General features: G+C 69.0%; 15 protein-coding genes. 4 read left to right on the forward strand and 11 right to left on the reverse strand.

The genetic code is table 11. The features are described 5' to 3' along the window. Positions 1-378 precede the first annotated feature (378 nt). From FHR56_RS15985 to FHR56_RS15995, 3 genes are all read left to right on the forward strand, one after another. A complete protein-coding gene (locus FHR56_RS15985) occupies positions 379-1,443 on the forward strand; it encodes a polysaccharide lyase family 1 protein (RefSeq protein ID WP_160946395.1) in 1,065 nt (354 codons plus the stop codon). Positions 1,444-1,907: 464 nt separating this feature from the next. Beyond that, on the forward strand, positions 1,908-4,166 hold the full coding sequence (locus FHR56_RS15990) for a methyl-accepting chemotaxis protein (protein WP_160946394.1): 2,259 nt from the start codon (positions 1,908-1,910) through the stop codon (positions 4,164-4,166). 793 nt (positions 4,167-4,959) lie between these two features. Further along, entirely contained in the window at positions 4,960-7,215 is a 2,256-nt protein-coding gene (locus FHR56_RS15995) for a methyl-accepting chemotaxis protein (RefSeq protein WP_160946393.1), read from the forward strand. 341 nt (positions 7,216-7,556) lie between these two features. Here FHR56_RS15995 and FHR56_RS16000 read toward each other — a convergent pair whose 3' ends face one another. Next, positions 7,557-8,039: a hypothetical protein gene (locus tag FHR56_RS16000; protein ID WP_160946392.1), complete on the reverse strand. Its 483-nt coding sequence runs from the start codon at positions 8,037-8,039 to the stop codon at positions 7,557-7,559. 517 nt (positions 8,040-8,556) lie between these two features. Between FHR56_RS16000 and FHR56_RS16005 the strand changes: the two genes are divergently transcribed. Continuing rightward, positions 8,557-9,933 (forward strand): amino acid permease, encoded by a 1,377-nt coding sequence (locus FHR56_RS16005; RefSeq protein WP_160946391.1) that lies wholly within the window; start codon positions 8,557-8,559, stop codon positions 9,931-9,933. Between the two features lie 366 nt (positions 9,934-10,299). On the opposite strand, the gene FHR56_RS16010 is transcribed toward FHR56_RS16005, so the two are convergent. The 10 genes from FHR56_RS16010 to FHR56_RS16055 all read right to left on the reverse strand — a co-directional run bounded on the left by FHR56_RS16010 (position 10,300) and on the right by FHR56_RS16055 (position 20,387). Next, a complete protein-coding gene (locus FHR56_RS16010; protein ID WP_160946390.1) occupies positions 10,300-11,568 on the reverse strand; it encodes an arsenic transporter in 1,269 nt (422 codons plus the stop codon). Between the two features lie 474 nt (positions 11,569-12,042). Continuing rightward, positions 12,043-12,492, reverse strand: a complete 450-nt coding sequence (locus FHR56_RS16015) for a hypothetical protein (protein WP_160948502.1) — start codon at positions 12,490-12,492, stop codon at positions 12,043-12,045. A gap of 186 nt (positions 12,493-12,678) precedes the next feature. Beyond that, complete coding sequence (locus tag FHR56_RS16020) at positions 12,679-13,497, reverse strand: prolyl oligopeptidase family serine peptidase (RefSeq protein ID WP_160948503.1); 819 nt, start codon at positions 13,495-13,497, stop codon at positions 12,679-12,681. A gap of 260 nt (positions 13,498-13,757) precedes the next feature. Next, positions 13,758-15,116: a magnesium transporter gene (gene mgtE, locus FHR56_RS16025; RefSeq protein WP_160948504.1), complete on the reverse strand. Its 1,359-nt coding sequence runs from the start codon at positions 15,114-15,116 to the stop codon at positions 13,758-13,760. Positions 15,117-15,547: 431 nt separating this feature from the next. Next, positions 15,548-17,254, reverse strand: coding sequence for a phosphoenolpyruvate--protein phosphotransferase (gene ptsP, locus FHR56_RS16030; protein WP_160948444.1), 1,707 nt, complete (start codon positions 17,252-17,254; stop codon positions 15,548-15,550). A 58-nt stretch (positions 17,255-17,312) separates the two neighbouring features. Next, a complete protein-coding gene (locus FHR56_RS16035; protein ID WP_010344110.1) occupies positions 17,313-17,582 on the reverse strand; it encodes an HPr family phosphocarrier protein in 270 nt (89 codons plus the stop codon). Continuing rightward, a complete protein-coding gene (locus FHR56_RS16040) occupies positions 17,575-17,967 on the reverse strand; it encodes a PTS fructose IIA subunit family protein (protein WP_160948445.1) in 393 nt (130 codons plus the stop codon). The genes FHR56_RS16035 and FHR56_RS16040 overlap by 8 nt, the downstream gene beginning before the upstream one ends. Positions 17,968-18,112: 145 nt before the next feature. Further along, positions 18,113-18,991 (reverse strand): RNase adapter RapZ, encoded by an 879-nt coding sequence (gene rapZ, locus FHR56_RS16045; protein ID WP_019795905.1) that lies wholly within the window; start codon positions 18,989-18,991, stop codon positions 18,113-18,115. Further along, positions 18,988-19,938, reverse strand: a complete 951-nt coding sequence (gene hprK, locus FHR56_RS16050) for an HPr(Ser) kinase/phosphatase (RefSeq protein WP_019795906.1) — start codon at positions 19,936-19,938, stop codon at positions 18,988-18,990. The genes rapZ and hprK overlap by 4 nt, the downstream gene beginning before the upstream one ends. Further along, the gene (locus FHR56_RS16055) at positions 19,935-20,387 is read right to left on the reverse strand and encodes a PTS sugar transporter subunit IIA (protein ID WP_160948446.1); all 453 of its coding nucleotides are present in this window, start codon (positions 20,385-20,387) and stop codon (positions 19,935-19,937) included. The genes hprK and FHR56_RS16055 overlap by 4 nt, the downstream gene beginning before the upstream one ends.

Here is a 20,387-nt window from a genome sequence, read left to right on the forward strand (position 1 = left end):
GGCCGCGCAAACGTGCTGCGGCCGCAACATCTGCCGTTGCGCGCCGCCAGTGCGCGCTTGTCCCGATGCAGTGCACCAGCGTCGCTGGCGATGCGTGCGATGCGCGTGCGTTCGCCGGCATTGCCGGCTGCCTGCACGCCACGCGGCGCGCGTGTAGACGGCCTGTCCCCGCCTGTCGCTGGCTGTCTCCTGCGGACCGTGCGTGTCCGCTTGTCCTGTCCCGTGCGGCGAACGGAGGGTGGGATTCCAGTTCGGTGTCGCGGCGATTGCGTGGGCCGCCGCGCGCATTCCAAGAATGCGTCGGCCCCCACGCCCTTGTGCCGGCGCATGCGCGATGCCATGCGTCCTGCACTCATCGCGACAACTGGGAGACACAGCATGCAGCAGCAATTCCGAACAGGCGCACTGGCGCTCGCGCTGGCCGTAGGCGCCACTCCGGCCTTCGCCGGCCCGATCGGTTACGGGGCCAATACCACCGGCGGCGGCAATGCCATCCCGGTCAACGTCGCCACGATGGAGGCAATGCAGGCGGCGATCGACAATTACGCCGGCTCAGGCGGCCTGGTGCTCAACTACACCGGCAGCTTCAACTACGCCAGCATCACCGACGTGTGCACGCAATGGAAACTGCCGGCCAAGACCGTGCAGATCAAGAACAAGCGCGACATCACCATCAAGGGCGCCAACGGCTCCTCGGCCAACTTCGGCCTGCGCGTGGTCGGCAACGCGCATAACGTCATCATCCGCAACATGACCATCGGCCTGCTGCCGGGCGGCGAGGATGCCGATTCGATTTCCCTGGAAGGCAATTCCAGCGGCCAGCCGTCCAATATCTGGGTGGACCACAACACCATCTTCGCCTCGCTGACCAAGTGCCCCGGCGCCGGCGACGCCTCCTTCGACGGCGGCATCGACATGAAGAAGGGCGTCAACCACGTCACCGTGTCGTACAACTACATCCACGACTACCAGAAGGTCGCGCTCAACGGCTACAGCGACAGCGACACCCAGAACGCCGCCGCGCGCACCACCTATCACCACAACCGCTTCGAGAACGTGGAATCGCGCCTGCCGCTGCAACGGCGCGGGCTCAGCCACATCTACAACAACTACTTCAACAACGTCTTCACCTCCGGCATCAACGTGCGCATGGGCGGGGTGGCGCTGATCGAAGCCAACTACTTCGAGAACATCAAGAACCCGGTCACCTCGCGCGACAGCAGCGAGATCGGCTACTGGGACCTGATCAACAACTACGTGGGCGGCGGCATCACCTGGACGGTGCCGGAGAGCACCAGCAAGCCCTACGCCAACGCGACGACCTGGATCTCGTCCAAGACCTATCCGGAACCGCTGGGCTACCTGTACACGGCGATTCCCGGCGCGCAGGTCAAGGCCAAGGCCATCGCCACCGCCGGTGCCGGCACCAATCTGGCCGAGTGAAATACACGGCCTCCGCGCGCCGCGGCGCGGAGGCCGTCTTCGCGCGTGTCATAAAATTGTCACAAGATGTGTGCCGTTTACGGCATCTCAGGGGTTCTGGCAGAACGCCCCCGGTTGGTGCGGCGGGGAGCTGGTTTCGCACCCCGCGGGTGCCAGTCTTATCGTTTTTTCACGCAGAATTGACGCAATCCGGCGGTTTTCAGGGCCCGCGTGCACGGGCATGCACATCGGAGTCACGATGCTGAGGGAGTTCAAGAAGTATGCACAGTTGCGCATCAAGAATTGCGCGCGGCGGCCGCTACCTAAAGCGAGTCCCCGCACGTGACATTCCCGATGCGGCCGGTGCTGGAAGTGGCCTTGTCTTCTTCTCCGTCGCATCGCATCAGGCCTTCCGCCTGGCAGTGTCTTGCGCGATCCCAGGTCGTGACGCGGGGGCTCCACCCCTTTCTCACTTGGTACTCCCCATGATCGGTTTCCTGCAACGCTACAACGTCGGGACGCGGCTTGCCTGCGCCTTCGGTGTCCTCATCCTGCTGTCCTGCGCCCTGGTCGTCGCCGGCCTGCTGACGTTGAAACAGTCACGCGACATGATGGACACCATCGTCAATCGGCGCATGCAGATCCTCGATTACACCGCCGAGATGCGCAACGCCAGCTCGCTGATCGCGATCAACCTGCGCAACATCGTGCTGCCGACCACGCACGAGGAGAACGAGGGTTTCGCCAAGGTCGTCGACGAGCAGCGACGTTACTACGGCGAGATCCACGACAAGCTCTACGCGATCCCCAATACCAGCCCGGTCGGCGTGCAGATGCGCAAGGCGATCGACGATGCCTATGCGCGGACACGGGTCGCCAACCAGGAGGTGCTGGACCTGGGCATGCAGGACAGGGACGCCGACGCGCTGAAGGTGTTGATGGCCCAGGCCGCGCCGGCTACCCAGCAATGGCAGGATGCGCTCAACGTCTATGCGAACCGGCAGCGCGAGCAGGGCGCCCAGGCGTATGCGAGCGCCGAAGCGGCCATGGACCGCGGCCGTGCCCTATTGCTCTCCGGCGGCGCCATCGTGGTGATCGTCAGCGGCCTGTTGGCCTGGCTGATCACCCGTAGTCTCACCGTGCCGCTGACCCGTGCCACCCGCGTCGCCGAGGCCATCGCCAATGGCAAGCTGGACAACGACGTGCGCACCGACGCGCGCGACGAGACCGGGCGCCTGCTGGTCGCGATGCAGGGCATGCAGCAGCAGGTCAGCAACCTGATCGGCGCGCAGTTGGAGATGGCCAAGCGCCATGATGCCGGCGAGGTCAGTCATCGCATCGAAGCGCAGGCCTTCCCCGGCGACTACGGGCGCATGGCGGCCGAGACCAATGCGTTGGTGGCCTCGCACCTGGCGGTGAAGACGCGCCTGGCGCAGATCATGGGCCGCTATGCGATCGGCGACCTGTCGCAGGACATGGACCGCCTGCCCGGCGAGGAAGCCGTGCTGAGCCAGACCATGGACGAGGTCAAGGCCAACCTGTCGGCGATGAACGGGCAGATCAAGCAACTGGCGACCTGCGCTGCCGACGGCGACTTCAGCGCACGCGGCGATGCCGAGCGTTTCCAGTACGACTTCCGGGTGATGGTGGACAGCCTGAACCAGCTGATGGCCACTGCCGACGGCAACCTGCAGGCGCTGTCGACGCTGCTGCAGTCGATCGCCGCGGGCGACCTGACCGCGCGCATGCACGGCGATTTCCGCGGCGTGTTCGCGCAGATGCGCGACGACGCCAACGCCACCGCCGAACAGTTGGCCGGCATCGTCGGCCGCATCAAGCACTCGGCGGTGTCGATCAACGCCGCGGCCACCGAGATCGCCGCCGGCAACGACGACCTGTCGCGGCGCACCGAGCAGCAGGCCGCAAGCCTGGAGGAAACCGCTGCCTCGATGGAGGAGCTGACCTCCACCGTCCGCCAGAACGCCGAGCATGCGCGCCAGGCCAACCAGCTCGCCGCCGGCGCCGCCGCTGTGGCCTCGCAGGGCGGCACGGTGGTCGGCCAGGTGGTGAGCACCATGGATGGCATCGAGGCGGCCTCCAAGAAGATCGCCGACATCATCGGCGTCATCGACGGCATCGCCTTCCAGACCAACATCCTCGCGCTCAACGCCGCGGTGGAGGCCGCGCGCGCCGGCGACCAGGGCCGTGGTTTCGCGGTGGTCGCCAGCGAGGTGCGTACGCTGGCGCAGCGCTCGGCCAGCGCCGCCAAGGAGATCAAGAGCCTGATCGACGACTCGGTCAGTCGCGTCGCCGAAGGCTCGGCCCTGGTCGACCAGGCCGGCAAGACCATGGACGAGATCGTGAGCTCGGTGCAGCGCGTCACCGACATCATGGGCGAGATCTCCGCGGCCTCGCAGGAACAGTCGGCCGGCATCGAGCAGGTCAACCAGACCGTGACGCAGATGGACGAGAGCACGCAGCAGAACGCGGCGTTGGTGGAAGAGGCCAGTGCGGCGGCGCGCTCGATGGAGCAGCAGGCGGTGGAACTGAGCCAGGCGGTGGCGCTGTTCAAGCTGGACACCTCGGCGGCCACGCCGGTGGCGCAGGCGCCGCGGCACCTCGCCACCGCGCCGGCTGCCGGCAAGCCCAGCGCTCGCCCGGTGGCGGCCACGCCCGCGCCGGTGCGGCGCGCGGCGCAGCCGGCTGCGGCGGTGGCACTGGACACGGATTGGCAGGAGTTCTGAGCACAGGGGCGTGCGGCGGGCGGGGCGCGCAACGCGCGCCGCCCGCGCTGTCGAAGGCCGGCACGGCAGCCTGCTGCTGCCGGTGATGCATCCAGTCGCTCCGGACGCCTGCTGCTGCGGCCACGAAGCCGTGCCTGTCAGCGTCGTGGCCCGATCCAGGCGTAGCCCACGCCGCCGAGCGTGCGCAATGCGCCGCTCTTGGCGCTGCTTCGTCTCGCGCGCGTGCCCCAATGTGGACGCGCCGTCATGCTGCTTCACGTCCACGATCGCCGCTGTGTGGCCAGCGCGTCGCGTTGAGGGTGACGCCCCCATTGAATGCCTCGAGGCGGCTGCCGCTCCGCCTCGACGATTGCGCTGACACCACCATGTAACTGCGATCGCATTCCTGGCCCGGCGCAACGCGCTGCGAGATCCCTGTGCAGCGGAGTAATCGAGAATTTTTTCCTCGTGGTCGATTGCGCCGTAAGCAAGCCCCATGCCGGCGATTGCAACACAACGTGCACGCGCTCTTCACGCAAAAACGCCGATTCGGGCGAGGCGTCAATGGGCTTTCCACACCCTTGTGATGTGCCTGAGGGCGTTCAATAAATTGTCCGCAATCGCCACTCAAGTCCCTTCGCCGGGAGCCGTTACTTCGCCCGCACATTGAGCGGGATGCGGCATCAAGCGTCTGATTCAAAACGCTTTTTCACGATTTGTTCATCCTGTTTCGATGCCGGCGCGCAACGGCCATTGGCTGGCGTGCGTGGTCCGGGGCGCCCACTGCCCCTCATTCCCCCAAACAGGTCATTTCATGATTGCATTCCTTCAGCGCTACAACGTCGGCGCCCGGCTCGCCACCGCGTTCGGCCTCCTCATCCTGCTGTCCTCGGCGCTGGTCGTCGCCGGGCTGTTCACCCTGTTCCAGGCGCGCGAGCGGCTGGATGGCATCGTCAACCGCAACATCGCCGCGATCCGCGCCTCCAACGAGATGCTCAACGCCAGTTCGGCCGTGGCCATCAATGTCCGCAACATCGTGCTGCCGACCTCTCAGGAGGACAACATCCGCTTTGCCAAGGTCGTCACCGAGCAGCGCGCGCGCTATCAGGAAGCGCGCAAGCGGGCGGGTGCCATTCCCAGCGGTGCGCAGAGCCAGGCCGTGCTGGCGGAGGTCGATCGCGCCCGCGCGCAGACCGTGGACGTCAACAACCGCGTCATCGATCTGGGCATGCATTACAAGCCGGATGAGGCACTGGCCCTGCTGATGGGCGAGTCCGCGCCGCTGACGCAGAAGTGGCAGGACGCCATCGCCCGCTATGCCGATCTGCAGGCCGCCCGCAGCAACGAGGCCTATGCGGCCGCGACGGCGGCGATGGCGCGTGGCCGCGCCATGCTCATCGCCGGCGGCCTGGCGGTGGTGCTGGTCAGCAGCGTGCTGGCCTGGCTGATCACCCGCAGCCTGACCGTGCCGCTCAACCGCGCCACCCGTGCCGCCGAGGCCATCGCCGACGGCCGGCTGGACAACGACGTGGCCACCGAGGCGCGCGACGAACCCGGTCGCCTGTTGCAGGCGATGGGCGGCATGCAGACCCAGTTGCAGCGGTTCTCCAGCGAAACCGTCTTGATGATCGAACTGCATGCCGACAAGGACATCAGCCACCGCATGCCACAGGATTTCCCCGGCGTGTACGGCGAGCTGAGCAAGGGCATCAACACCATGATGTTCGAGCACCTGGACGCCATCGTCGATGCCATCGGCGTGCTCAACGAATACGCCAACGGCGACCTGCGCCGCGATGCGCGCCGCCTGCCGGGCAGTCGTGCGGTGTTGCACGAATCGATGGACGCGGCCAAGGCCAGCCTGCTGGCGATCAACACCGAGATCAAGCGCCTGGCCGCGGCGGCCGCGGCCGGCGACTTCAGCGCCCGCGGCGATGCGGTGCACTTCCAGCACGACTTCCGGCTGATGGTGCAGGACCTCAATGCGATGATGGAGGTGAGCGACCGCAACCTGGGCAAGCTCTCGGCGTTGCTGCAGGCCATCGCCGCCGGCGACCTGACTGCACGCATGCACGGCGAGTTCCACGGCGTGTTCGCGCGGATGCGCGACGACGCCAATGCCACCGCCGACCAGTTGACCGGCATCGTCGGCCGCATCCAGACCGCCGCGGTCAGCATCAATGCCGCGGCCAGCGAGATCGCCACCGGCAACGACGACCTGTCGCGTCGCACCGAGCAGCAGGCCGCCAGCCTGGAAGAAACCGCCGCGTCGATGGAAGAACTGACCTCCACCGTGAAGCAGAACGCCGAACACGCGCGCCAGGCCAACCAACTCGCCAGTGGCGCGGCATCGGTCGCTTCGCAGGGCGGCGCGGTGGTCGGTCAGGTGGTCGAGACCATGAGCGGCATCGAAGCCTCCTCCAAGAAGATCGCCGACATCATCGGCGTGATCGACGGCATCGCGTTCCAGACCAATATCCTGGCGCTCAACGCGGCTGTCGAAGCGGCGCGTGCCGGCGAGCAAGGTCGCGGCTTCGCGGTGGTCGCCAGCGAAGTGCGCACGCTGGCGCAGCGTTCGGCCAACGCCGCCAAGGAGATCAAGACGCTGATCGACGATTCGGTGACCCGCGTCGCCGAAGGCTCGGCGCTGGTCGACAAGGCCGGCAGCACCATGCAGGAGATCGTGGCCTCGGTGCAGCGCGTCACCGACATCATGGGCGAGATTTCCGCCGCCTCGCAGGAGCAGTCGGCCGGCATCGAGCAGGTCAACCAGACCGTCACGCAGATGGACGAAAGCACCCAGCAGAATGCGGCGCTGGTGGAAGAAGCCACGGCGGCAGCGCGCTCGATGGAGCAGCAATCGGTGGAGCTGACCCAGGCGGTGGCGTTGTTCAAGCTGGAGGGCGCGCATGCTGCAACGCCGTCGCCAGCACCGTCGCCGTCGCGCGCCAGGCATGTTGCGCCGACCGCCACGCGCAGCCCGCGCCCGCTGGCTGCGGCCGCGCCGGCGCGGCGCGCGCCGGCGTTCGCGGCGGCGGTGGCGCTGGACAAGGACTGGCAGGAGTTCTGAGCCAGCGCGGTCCGTGCGCGGACTGCTCGCGTGCGGCCGCCTTTCTCGGAAGGCGGCCGCTTGCGTTTGCCAGGCGCCTCCTAGCGTGCGCGATGGAACGCCGGATGCGAGGCAGGCAGGCGGCGGAGCGGTGGGCCGGCGCGGAGACCTGCGGTGCGAAGCACCACATTGCCCCAGGGATTCTTCCTTGGGCAGGGCAGGCGGGGACGATGCAACCTGCGAAGGCCATGCACTCACCGAGGCGCGGTGGCGACCGCTCCTCATCGAGCGACCGGAACCATCAGCGCCAGCCGCCAATCGTGCCGCGGCCGCAGGGTGCGGCCGCGGCACGCGCTCGGCGCTTACTGCGGCGGCTTGGTCTGCGGCGTCTTGATGACGTACGAAGTGATGTACTCGCCGTTGGAGCCGTAGACCACCACGATGGTGGTGGTGGCGTCGCGGTAGACCACGGTGGCGTTGCACGGGCAGCTCGCCGCGGCGGTGACCATGCCCAGCGGCTGGTTCTTCGCGTCGTTGACCGCGATCATCTGCTCCTCGGCGGCGCTGCCGATCGGCAGCCGTGCCTCGGTGCCCGGGGTGGCGCTGAGCACGGTGATGACCTCGTCCTGCAACGAGTTGATCTGCACGAAGCGCAGGCCGGCCTTCTCGAACGTGTAGACCTTGAACAACGGCGACAGGCTGACGTTCTTCTTGCCGATGGGCAGGCGTTCGCCCATGCCCTGGATGGCATCGGCGGCGTTGAGCGGCGCCCGCTCGGCGGCCCGCAGGCCTGGAACGGCCAGCGTGGCCGCCAGCATCGTCAGGGTGAGCAGCGGTTTGATCATGGTGTCTCTCCTTGTCTGGATGTACGGACCTGTACGCCATGGGACGAGCGGCAGCCGTGGTCCTTGCCGGCCGGAGCGCCCGCAACGGGCCGTCTCCCGGTCCGTCGTCGCCTGCCGTCCCTTCGCTCCGTGTTCGCGCGCTCATCGGCAGGTACGGAGAAAGGAGATCTGGCGGGCGTCAAGTTCAGTATTTCTGACGTTAGTATCGCTGTCAATACGCAAAATCAACGAGATGCGGGAAATCCACGGTGTGAGTGGTTGTTTGGTATCTCCGCACTTCGTGCGGTCGCGGCGGTGGCGCTGCGTGGTCGGGGCAGGCAGCAAGCCAGGGCGGTCTTCGCCGGCGCGCGGCGGGTGGTGTCCAGCGGCGGCCGCGTGCGCGGATCCGCGCTGCGTTGCAGCAGCCATCCCGCTGCGGCGGGCCGATCCGCGGCCGCAAGCGGCCAAACGTGTGCGCAGCCGCACGTCGTCGCCCTCAGCCTGTATCGTGTCGCGTTTTCCGCACCCGACCGAGCCGATGCCGCATTCGTCCGCGCCTGTCCCGCCCGCCGCCGCACCCGCCTTGCGCCACGCGCTGAAACCGCGGCAACTGATCATGATGGGATTGGGCAGCGCGATCGGCGCCGGCCTGTTCCTGGGCTCCGGCGTCGGCGTGCACGCGGCAGGGCCGGCGGTGCTGATTTCCTACCTGGTCGCCGGCGCGCTGGTGATCATCGTGATGAACGCGCTGGGCGAGATGGCCGCGGCCAAGCCGGCCAGCGGCGCGTTCTCGGTGTACGCCGCCGACGCGATGGGGCCGACCGCCGGCGCCACGGTGGGCTGGCTGTGGTGGCTGCAACTGGTGATCGTGATCGCCGCCGAAGCGGTAGGCGCGGCCGGCCTGCTGGCCACGGTGTGGCCGGGCTTGCCGGTGCCGCTGGCCGCGATCGCGTTCATGGCCGCGTTCACCGCGATCAACCTGCTGGGCGTGCGCAACTTCGGCGAGTTCGAATTCTGGTTCGCCATCCTCAAGGTGGCGGCGATCGTCGGCTTCATCCTGGTCGGCATCGCCTTGCTGGCCGGCTGGCTGCCCGGCGTGGCCTCGCCGGGCCTGTCCAACGTCACCGGCAACGGCGGCTTCGCGCCGAAGGGGCTGGCCGGCATCGGTGCCGCGCTGCTGGTGGTGGTGTTCGCCTTCGGCGGCACCGAGATCGTGGCGGTGGCCGCGGCCGAGACCGCCGACCCGGAGCGCAGCATCGCCCGCGCCATCCGCACGGTCGCCTGGCGCATCCTGGTGTTCTACATCGGCTCGCTGAGCGTGATCATCGCGGTGGTGCCGTGGCAGAGTCAGGCGCTGAGCTCGCCGTTCGCTGCGGTGCTGCAGGTGGCCAGGATCCCCGGCGCCGCGACCGCCATCACCCTGATCGCGGTGATCGCGTTGCTGTCGGCGCTCAACGCCAATCTGTACGGCGCCTCGCGGATGATCTTCTCGCTGGCCCAGCGCGGCGAAGCGCCGCGCGCGCTGGCCGCGTCCAGCCGGCAGCAGGTGCCGTGGCTGGCGGTGCTGGCCAGCGTGCTGTTCGGTTTCGTCGCCGCGGTGCTGGAGTTGCTGTATCCCAACCGGGTGTTGCCGGTGCTGCTGAACATCGTCGGCGCCACCTGCCTGCTGGTGTGGACGATCTCGCTGCTGTCGCAGCTGATCCTGCGCGCGCGCGCCGACCGCGCCGGTACCCGCCTGCCGTTCCGCATGCGCGGCTACCCGGTGCTCACCGTGCTGGCGCTGGCGATCCTGGCGCTGATCTTCGGCCTGCTGGTGGCCTCGCCGGACACCCGCACGCAGTTCCTGTCGATGGCGGCGCTGACCGCGGTCATCGCCCTGGTCAGCGGCGTGGCGCGGCGGTTGCGCGCGGGGTAGGGCGGCGCGTTGCATCGGTGTGTCGTGCCGTTGTGGGAGGGACTTCAGTCCCGACAGGGGGCGATGGCCGATGGCGTCGCGCGCGTCGCGACTGACGTCGTTTCCCACAGGGGGCTTCGCCCGCGTCATATGTGCTGCCGTAGCAGCGGCGCCTGTTGCTTTTCATGGAGCAACCGCAGCAGGTGTCCGCGGTAAGGCTTGTCGCGGCTGAAGCCGCTCCTACAGTGGAATTCTGCGCGCTGTCGGTGCCGTCGTAGGAGCGGCTTCAGCCGCGACGCGTTGCGATGGACGGTCGCTGCACGCCAGGCCTTGGCGCCCGTCCCGGGCGCCTGGCCATGGGCAATTCACCAAGTGCACGCGCGCCGCTCAGCCCAGCAGCAGGCGCGCGCCCAACGCACACAGCAGCGCCGGCGGCATCACCAGCGCGCCGACCTTGAGGAAGCGCCAGAAGCCCACGTCCTCGCCTTCGCGGCGGATCGCGGTCAGCCACAGGATGGTCGCCAGCGAGCCGGTGATCGACAGGTTCGGGCCCAGGTCCACGCCGATCAGCAGCGCGTCCACCACCAATTGCGGCGGCTGCGCCTGGGCGACGGTGGTGCTGGCGATCAGGCCGGCCGGCAGGTTGTTCATCAGGTTCGAGCCGAACGCCAGCAGGGTGCCGGCGACGCCGGCGGTGGCCTGCGGCGAGTGCGCGGCGGCGTCGGCCAGGGTGCGTGCGAGCAGGCCGATCACGCCGGTGCGCGACAGCGCCTCCACCAGTACGAACAGGCCAGCCACCAGCGGCAGCACCGCCCACGACACCGCCTTGGCCATCGGCAGCGGCGACTGCCGGCCGCCCAGGCAGACCGCGCCGAGGGTGGCCAGGCCGGCCAGGCAGGTCGGCAGGCCCAGGTCCAGACCCAGCGCGGAGACGCCGACCAGCAGCACTGCGGTGGCGAGGATGCCGACCAGGGCGAAGGTGCCGCCGCGGGTCAACGGCACCGTGTCCACGCGCGCGGCGCAGCGGCCGGTCAGGTCCTTGCGCTCGGCCCAGCGCAGCATCACGAAGGTCACCGCGATCGCCAGCAGCGACGGCAGCGCGAACGCGGCCATCCACGCGCCCAGGGTCGGCATCTTGCCGCCGTACAGCACCAGGTTGGCGGGGTTGGAGATCGGCAGCACGAAGCTGGCGGCGTTGGCGATCAGCGCGCAGGCGAACAGCAGCGGCAGCGGCTTGGCCCCGGCCTTGCGCGCGGCCGCGTACACCGCCGGGGTGAGCACTACCGCGGTGGCGTCATTGGACAGGAACGCGGTGACCACGATGCCGACGCCGAACACCAGCGCGAACAGGCGCTGGGGCGAGCCCTTGGCCAGATTCACCGCATGCATCGCCACCCAGTCGAACAGGCCTTCGGCGCGCGCGGTTTCCGACAACAGCATCATGCCGATCAGGAACAGGTAGACGTCCAGGCCCTTGAGTGCCGCCTGCCAGGCCTCGCCGCCAGGCATCAGCCCCAACGCCATCAGCAGCAGCGCGCCACCCACCGCCCAGCACGCCTCGGGCAGCTTGAACGGCCGCGCGATCACCCCGGCGGTGGCCAGCGCGCAGATGCCCCAGGTGGCGAGATTGGCCGTGTGCGCGCCGGGCATGCTCATGCCGCCGCTGCCGTGGCGCGGGCAGGCAGACGCACGCGCGAGGAGGCCGCAGGGGCAGGGCAGGGGCGGGCAGCGGGGGAGGGCACGGGCATGGGGCGTCGGGCAGCGGAGTCCGAGGGGCGTGCAGGATAGCAGCGGGACAGGCCCAACCCAGGTCGGCGCGAACGGCCCGGCGCTTGCGGTTTAGCTTGCGTAGACGCGCCTTGCGTGGCGCATTCGGCACATCTTCCGCACGACGCGATGCGGTTGCGGTGCCGCGCACGCTGTCGGAACTGTGGTGCTCCTCGGCGAGGCTAGCCAGCACGCGGCACGTGCCATGCGCGAACGGCGTCGTCTTTCGTCAGCCGCGATCGCGGCGGATCCCGGGAGGGCGCGCGAGCGCCGTTCCTGCAGAACCGCACCGACCTTCGCCCGCTTCACCCATGGCGCGCCGCCATGGACGCCAGCCATGCGCCCCACGGCCGTGTGGCGGCCTTACCCCAGATGACGCGCGATCCATCCTTGCACGAACGCCACCGGCCCGGTCCGTGGCGGTGGCGTCAGCCCGGCGCCGCGCACGAAGCCGGCCGCAGCCTGGGCCAGCGCCTGGTTGGCGCGGCGCAGCGCCTGCTGCGCGGCCGCCTGCTGCTGGCGCAACTGCACCAGGTGCAGCGAGGGGCGCCCAGGTGGCGCGAACTTCTGGTCCCGGCGCAGCGCATCGGCAGACAGGCGGGTGACTTGCGTGGCCTGGTGCAGGGCGTCCAGCGCGTCCAGCACCTGCAACAGCCAGCGCCCGCTGTCGCTGAGCTGCAAGGTCGCGGCGTCGTCCTGTGTCGGCACCAGCAGCGGCGGAACGGCCGCGCCGGCGATCGCCGCGGCGCTCGGATCCAGGGCGCGCAGGCGGGCGTGGAAGGCGGTTTGCGATGCGGAAGGGGTGGTCGCCATGCTTGGCCTGTACGCGAAAGCGCGGACTGTACGCGGTTTGGTGGGCTCGCTGCACAGGCCGCGACGACGCGGCGGCAGATCGTATGGACGCCCTTGGATGAACGCTGAGCGTTGCGTCGATGCGGGCCCTGGTTGCGCGGACTGTCGTGGGCACCACCTGGCACGCGCGGCGATGGTGGAAGCTGCTTACTTGTCGGCGGTGGTCTCGTTGCCGGCGTCGCTGCGCTTCTGCGCGAACAGCCACTGCCACATCTTCGGATCGCGGTAGGTGGCATCCCAGGCATTGTGGTTGCCCTGCGGGTATTCGGTGTAGCGCACGTCGGCGTCGACGTTCTTGAGCGCACGCACGATCTTGCGGTCGTCGTGCGGCAGCACCACGTCGTCCTGGGCGCCGTGGAAGATCCACACCGGCACGTGCCGCAGGCGCTGCGCCAGCGCCGTATACGGATCGGCCAGATAGGCCACCGGCGTGACCACCAGATACTCGCGGTCCTCGTGCGGGGACAGGATCGCGCCGCAGATCGGCACCAGCGCGGCGAAGCGCTGCGGTTGCTTCAGGGCGATCTCCCAGGTGCCGTAGCCGCCCATCGACATGCCGGTCAGGTAGGTGCGCTGCGGGTCGCCGTTGAACTCGGCGCTGCTGTCGTCCAGCGCCTGCAGCGCCATGGTCGCGTTGACGCCGTTCCACTCCTCGCCATCGGGCGCCTGCGGCATCACCACCAGCGCCGGGAAATCGGCCAGGTGGCGGCGCAGGTACGGGCCCAGCCCGGCGGTGGTCTGGTCGCGGCCGTCGTCGCCGCGCTCGCCGGAGCCGTGCAGGAACAGCACCACCGGCACCGGGCCCTGGCGATGCGCTGGCGCCGGCACGAATACCTGGTAGCGGTAGACGCGTCCGTCGAGGGTGAGCTGGCGGCCGACAAAGTGGCCGGTGGCCGGGTCGCTGGGCAAGCTGCTGCATCCGACCATCGACAGGCACAGCAGAAGCAGCAACGAACGCATCGACATGGCCGGCCCTCGGGTGGGAAGGCCGCAGTATCGTGGCCTGGGCGTCTCCACGACAACCCGGGTAAGGGCGGCGGACATGCGGCAGTCAGCCGACGGGCGGCGCAGCGTGCTCGCGCCATGCAGGGGCGGATGGCGGCAGCGGGCGGTGGATGCGCCCGATCCGCCGCGCACCGATCGCGGCCGGCAGGCGCGCCCGCCGATCACGGCTGCGCGACGAACGCAGCGGCCGCTTCGAGCCGCGCCCGCCGCTCGGACACGCGCTACAGCAGGACCAGGGTGGCCAGGCCGAGGAAGCTGAGGAAGCCCATGACGTCGGTCAGCGTGGTCAGGATCACCCCGCCGGCCAATGCCGGATCGAAGCCCAGGCGCTTGAGCGTCAACGGCACCAGCACGCCACCCAGGGCGGCGGTGAGCAGGTTGATGGTCAGCGCCGAGCCGATCACCAGCGACAGCAGCGGCTGCTTGAACCACAGCAGCACGATCAGGCCCAGGCCGATGCCCAGCGACAGGCCGTTGATCAGGGCCACCGCCAATTCCTTGCGCAGCAGCACGATCACGTTGGACGCGCCGATCTGGCCCAGCGCCAGGCCGCGCACCATCAGTGCCAGGACCTGGGTGCCGGCGTTGCCGCCCATGCCGGCTACGATCGGCATCAGCGCGGCCAGCGCCACCAGCTTGGCGATGGTGCCCTCGAACTGGCCGACCACGCTGGAGGCGATGAAGGCGGTGCCGAGGTTGATCGTCAGCCACAGCAGGCGGCGGCGGAACGCGCGCCGCACCGGGCTGAACAGGTCCTCGTCCTCGTCCAGGCCGGCGGCGCTCATCGCCTGGTGCTCGGCCTGGTCGCGGATGATGTCGACCACGTCGTCGATGGTGATGCGGCCGAGCAGGATGTTGTTGTCGTCCACCACCGGCGCGGAGATCCAGTCGTGGTCGGAGAACTGCCGCGCGACCTCGTCGGCGCCTTCGCCGACGTCGATGGCCGGCTGCTCGTCGTCGATCAGCCGGTTGATCGGGGTGGAGTCCTCGTGGGTGACCAGCGCCGCCAGCGACACCCGCCCCAGGTATTGGTGGCGGCGGCTGACCACGAACAGATGGTCGGTGTGGTCCGGCAGTTCGCCGCGCAGGCGCAGGTAGCGCAGCACCACGTCGACGTTGACGTCGGCGCGCACGGTGACCACGTCCGGGTTCATCAGGCGGCCGGCGCTGTCCTCGGGATACGACAGCACCTGCTCGAGCCGCTCGCGGTTCTCGCGGTCCATCGACTTGAGCACTTCGTCGATGACCGTGTCCGGCAGGTCCTCGACCAGGTTGGCGAGGTCGTCGATGTCCAGGTCTTCGACCGCGGCGACGATTTCGTCCGGGTCCATGTCCGCGAGCAGGCTCTCGCGCACTTCTTCGCCGACGTGGACCAGCACCTCGCCGTCGTCCTCCGGATCGACCAGCCCCCACACCACTTCGCGCTTGCCGGGCGGCAGCGATTCCAGCAGGTTGCCGATCTCGGCCGGCGCCAGCGTATTGACCAGTCGCCGCACCGGGCCCAGGCGCCCGCTATCCAGCGCATCGGACAGCATGCGCAGCTGCCGCGCGGTCTTGTCGTGGCGGACGGCGTCGGCCATGCGCTGCTCCCTTGGGGTGAGGCCGCGCTCCGGAGAAACGCGGTCGGTCAGATGTTCATCCCAACATTATCGCCTGCATGTTGCGGGAAGCACAGTGGACGGCCGGGATTGGGGAGTCGGGATTGGGGATTCGCGGGTTTCCGCATGCGGACGTCTGCGCATGTAGGAGCGGCTTCAGCCGCGACGGCATTCCCGGGAACGCCCGTCGCGGCTGAAGCCGCTCCTACAGAAGATCGATGGGTTTCTTGACGAGAGAGAGCGCTGTGCACGCAGAGACCAAGCGCCGCGCCTTTCAGAAAATCGCTTGCCTGCGATCAGAGGAAGGACATCCTGCCCAATCCCCAATCCCCAATCCCCAATCCCCAATATCGAATCCCCAATATCGAATCCCCAATATCGAATCCCCAATATCGAATCCCCAATCCCGGCTCTCAAGCCAGCCAGCGCTCGATGCCCTTGCGGTCGCGGGCCTGCAGCAGTTTGGCGCCGCGCTGGCGCAGGGCCTGCAGGTCGGTGTCGCGGATCACCTGGCGCACTTCCAGCATCGTCGCCGGGTGCAGGCTGAACTCGCGCAGCCCCAGCGCCAGCAGCATCGGCGTCAAGGTCGGGTCGCCGGCGATTTCGCCGCACACCGCCACCGGTTTGCCGTGGGCCTGGCCGGTGGCGATCACCTGCGCGATCAGCCGCAGCACCGCCGGATGCAGCGGCGAATACAGCTCGGCCACCGCCTCGTTGTTGCGGTCGGCGGCGAGCAGGTACTGCACCAGGTCGTTGGTGCCGATCGACAGGAAGTCGATGGTGTCGATGAAGGTATCCAGGGCCAGCGCCGCCGCCGGCACTTCGATCATCGCGCCGAGTTGCACCTGCTCGGCGATGGCATGGCCATCGCGGCGCAGTTGCGCCGCGATGCGCTTGAGGTGGCGGCGCATCGCCAGCAGTTCCTCGCGCGCGCTGACCATCGGCACCAGCACCCGCACCGGGCCGTAGGCGGAGGCGCGCAGCAGCGCACGCAACTGGGTGTCGGAGACCTTGGGCCGGGCCAGCGACAGGCGTACGCCGCGCAGCCCCAGCGCCGGGTTTTCCTCATTGCTCATGGTCAGGCCGGTGCGATCGGCCTTGTCCGCGCCCAGGTCCAGGGTGCGGATGGTCACCGGCCGCCCGCTCATGCCCAGCACGGCGTCGCGGTAGGTGTGGAACTGTTCTTCCTCGTCGGGCAGCGCGTCGCGCTGCAGGAACAGGAATTCGGTGCGGTACAGGCCCAGGCCGTCGGCGCCGAGCGCATGCGCGCGGGTGACGTCGTCGCGCGACTCGGCGTTGGCCAGCAAGGTGATGTCCACGCCATCGCGGGTGCGGCTGGGCTTGGAGCGCAGCTTGCCCAGGCTGCGCTGCAGCTTGGCCTGCTCGCGCACGCGGCTGCGGTAGTCGCGCAGGTCGTCCGGGGTCGGGTCGACCAGCACCGCGCCCTGGGTGCCGTCGATGATCAGCACGTCGCCGTCGTTGATCTTCTGCAGCGCGTCGGCGACGCCGACCACCAGCGGCAGGTGCAGGCTGCGCGCCAGGATCGCGCTGTGCGACAGGGTGCTGCCGGCGCTGGTGACGATGCCGACCACGCCCTGCGCCTGCAGTTGCGCCAGTTCCGACGGCGCCACGTTCTCGCACACCAGGATCTCGCCGGCCAGGCCTTCGCTGTCCGGCTGGCGTTTCTGCAGGAACGCATGGATCCGCCCGATCACATGGTCCAGATCGTCCATGCGGCTCTTGAGGTAGGCGTCCTCCATGTCGTCGAACACGGTCGCCAGGCGGTCGCGCTGCAGGCGCAGCGCGTAGTCGGCGCTGTAGCGGCCGGTGCGGATCAGTTCGTCCAGGCCGTGCAGCAGCTCCGGGTCGTCGAGCAGCAGCGCGTGCAGGTCGAGGAATTCGCCGACCTCCTTGGCCAGGGCGCCGTGCAGGCGTTGGCGCAGGCCGTGCATCTCCTCGCGCGCGGCGTCCACCGCGCGGTGCAGGCGATCGAGTTCCTCGGGGATCTGCGCGGCGCCGATGCGTTGCTCGGCCACCTCCAGCGCATGCGGCAGGCGCACCCGCGCCCGGCCCAGGGCATTGCCGCGCGAAGCGCCATGGCCGGCGATGCGCACGCTCACCGCGCGTGCCCCGTGCGGCGGCACCGCGTCCCTGCCTGCGGCCGCCGGCGGCGCATGCTCAGCTGTCCTCGTCGAAGCGCCGCTCGAACAGGTCGACCACGGCCTTGAGCGCCTCGGCTTCGTCGGCGCCGTCCACCCGCACCGTCACCGGCGTGCCTTGCGCAGCGGCCAGCAGCATCACGCCCATGATGCTCTTGGCGTTGACCTCGCGGCCCTTGGCCGCCAGCGTGGCATTGCAGCGGAACGAGGACAGCGTCTGCACCAGCTTGGCGGTGGCGCGGGCGTGCAGGCCGAGGCGGTTGGAGACCAGCAGTTCGCGTTCAAGCATCGTCGATCACCACGCCGTTGCGCGAGCCGGCGGCGGCGGTCGCGGGCAACTGCTCCAGTCCTTGTTCGGGGTAGTTCATGATCCGCAGCAGCATCGGCAGGCTCAACGCCGAGACGCGCCGCACCGGCGTGCCCAGGCGCGCCAGCCGCGCGGCGAGATTGCTCGGGCTGGCGCCATACAGATCCGTCACCACCAGCACGCCATCGCCGTCGTCCACCCGCCGCAACGCCGCCGACGCCTGCGGCAGCAGCGCATCCAGGTCGGCATCGAACGGCACGTCGAACGCTTCGGTCTTCAGCGGCAACTGCCGCAACAGTCCGGTCGCCACGCGCAACAGCGCCGTGCCGATCCCGGGATGAGTGATGAGGAGAATGCCGCAAGCCATGGGAGAACGTTAACAGGTCAGGCAGGGCACAGGGAATGGCTGGGGGGAGCCGGGATTGGGAATTCGGGATTGGGGATCCGCAAGAGCCAGCGCAATGCCGCTTTTGCCAATCCCGAATCCCCAATCCCGAATCCCGGCTTTTCGATCAATCCTGCTCGCGATGGAAGGTCGCCACTTCCGGCCAGCCCTGTTCGCGGGCATGGCGGGCCAGGCGTTCGGCCAGATACACCGAGCGGTGCTTGCCGCCGGTGCAGCCGAAGGCGATGGTCACGTAGCTGCGGGTGTCGTTGCGCAGCCGCGGCAGCCAGGTGTCGAGGAAGTCGATCAGCTGCGCGGTGTAGCGCTGCACGTCCGGTTGCGCGTCCAGGTATTCGCGCACGCCGCTGTCGCGGCCGGTCATCGGGCGCAGTTCCGGGTCCCAGTGCGGATTGGGCAGCACCCGCGCGTCGAACACGAAATCCGCCTCGGCCGGTACGCCACGCCGGTAGGCGAAGGACTCGAACAGCAGCGACAGGGTGTTCTCGGCGGACAGCGCGAACTCGGTGGTGACCCGCCGGCGCAGCTGGTGCACGTTGAGCGTGCTGGTGTCGATCACCGCGTCGGCCGCCTCGCGCAGCGGCTCGGTCAGGGCGCGCTCGCGCTCGATCGCCTCCGGCAGCGACAGGCCCTGGTGCGACAGCGGATGGCGCCGGCGGGTGTCGGCGTAGCGCTTGATCAGCGCCTCGTCGTTGGCGTCGAAGAACAGCAGGCGCGCGTCCAGGCCGAACTGCGCCACTGCCTCGCGCCAGCGCGACAACTGGGTCAGGTCGCTGTGGCGGCTGCGCACGTCGATGCCCACCGCCAGCTTGCTGGGGCCGGCATCCTCGCGCACCAGGCTCTTGACGAAGGCCGGCAGCAGTTCCACCGGCAGGTTGTCGACGCAGTAGTAGTCCAGGTCCTCGAAGGTCTTCAGCGCCACCGACTTGCCGGAGCCGGACAGGCCGCTGACGATGACCAGGGTGGAGGTGTTGGCGCCGGCGGTCATGGATTGCGCCGCTCCAGCAGGTTGCTGTGGCGGGCGATGAACATCGCCGCCGGGTCGATGCCCTTGGTGCGCAGGATGTGCAGGCGCGTGGCGGCCTCGGTCAGCACCGCCAGGTTGCGGCCGGGCATCACCGGCAGGGTGATCAGCGGTACGTCCAGGTCCAGCACGTGGCGGGTACCGGAATCGCCGGTGAGGCGCTCGTAGCCGTGGGGCGTGGGCTCGGTCATGGGCCGGGTCAGGTGCACGATGAGCCGAAGGTACTTATTCTTCTTTACAGCCGTGTCGCCGAACATCTCGCGCACGTTCAGCACGCCCAGCCCACGCACTTCCAACAGGTCCTGCAGCAGTTCCGGGCAGGTGCCGTCGAGCACGTCGGGGGCGATCTGGGTGAATTCCGGGGCGTCGTCGGCGACCAGGCGGTGGCCGCGGCTGAGCAGTTCCAGCGCCAGTTCGCTCTTGCCCGAACCCGCCTCGCCGGTGATCAGCACGCCGATCGAATAGATCTCCATGAACACGCCATGCAGGATCACCCGCGGCGCCAGCGTGCGGGCCAGGTGGTAGGAGAGGTGATTGAGCAGTTCGTGGCCGCGCTTGGGCGAGACCCACAGCGGCGTATCGGATTCGTCGGCGGCCGCGCGCAGGTCTTCCGGGCACGACTGGTTCTTGGTGACCACCAGCGCCAGCGGCCGCACCTGCACGATCTTCTCGATCGTCTCCCAGCGCTGGCGCGCGTCCAGCGAGTCCAGCCAGGCCAGTTCCTCGGTGCCGAGGATCTGCACCTTGTTGGGGTAGATGGTGTTGAGATAGCCGGCCAGCGACGGACGCCGCGAGACCGCATTGCCGGCCTCCAGCACCCGGTGTTCGCCCTTGTGCCCGGCAATCCAGCGCAGGCCCAGGCGGTCGCGCTGCTGGTCGAACAGTTCGCGTGCGTCGATGCTGGTGTTCATGCGGCGGCCCGTGGCGCGCCGCCGAGCAGCGCATACAGTGCGGCGGCATCCGGCGCGTTGCGCAGGGCGTCGCGGAACTCTTCGATGGAGAACTGCTCGGCCAGTTCCGACAGCAGCATCAGGTGTTGGTGGGTGTAGTGCGCGGGCACGGCCATGGCGAAGATCAGGTCGACCAGAGTGCCCTGGCCATCGAAATCGATCGGCTGCAGCAAACGCAGCAGCGCGCCGCGTGGGGCATCCAGGTCCGGCGCGCGGCCGTGCGGGATGGCGATCCCATGGCCGATGGCGGTGCTGCCGAGCTGTTCGCGCTCGCGCAGGCTGGCGAAGAGTTCATCGGCGCCGGCCTGCTGGCAGGCCAGCAGACCGGCGGCGGTGTGCAGCAGGGTGTCGCGATCGGCGGCCGGAAGCACCTGGGTGCTGACGGCCGCCATCAGATCGGTCAAGGGCAT

The sequence above is a fragment of the Xanthomonas sp. F10 genome (genome assembly GCF_014206815.1).
Taxonomy (GTDB): Bacteria; Pseudomonadota; Gammaproteobacteria; order Xanthomonadales; family Xanthomonadaceae; genus Xanthomonas_A; species Xanthomonas_A indica.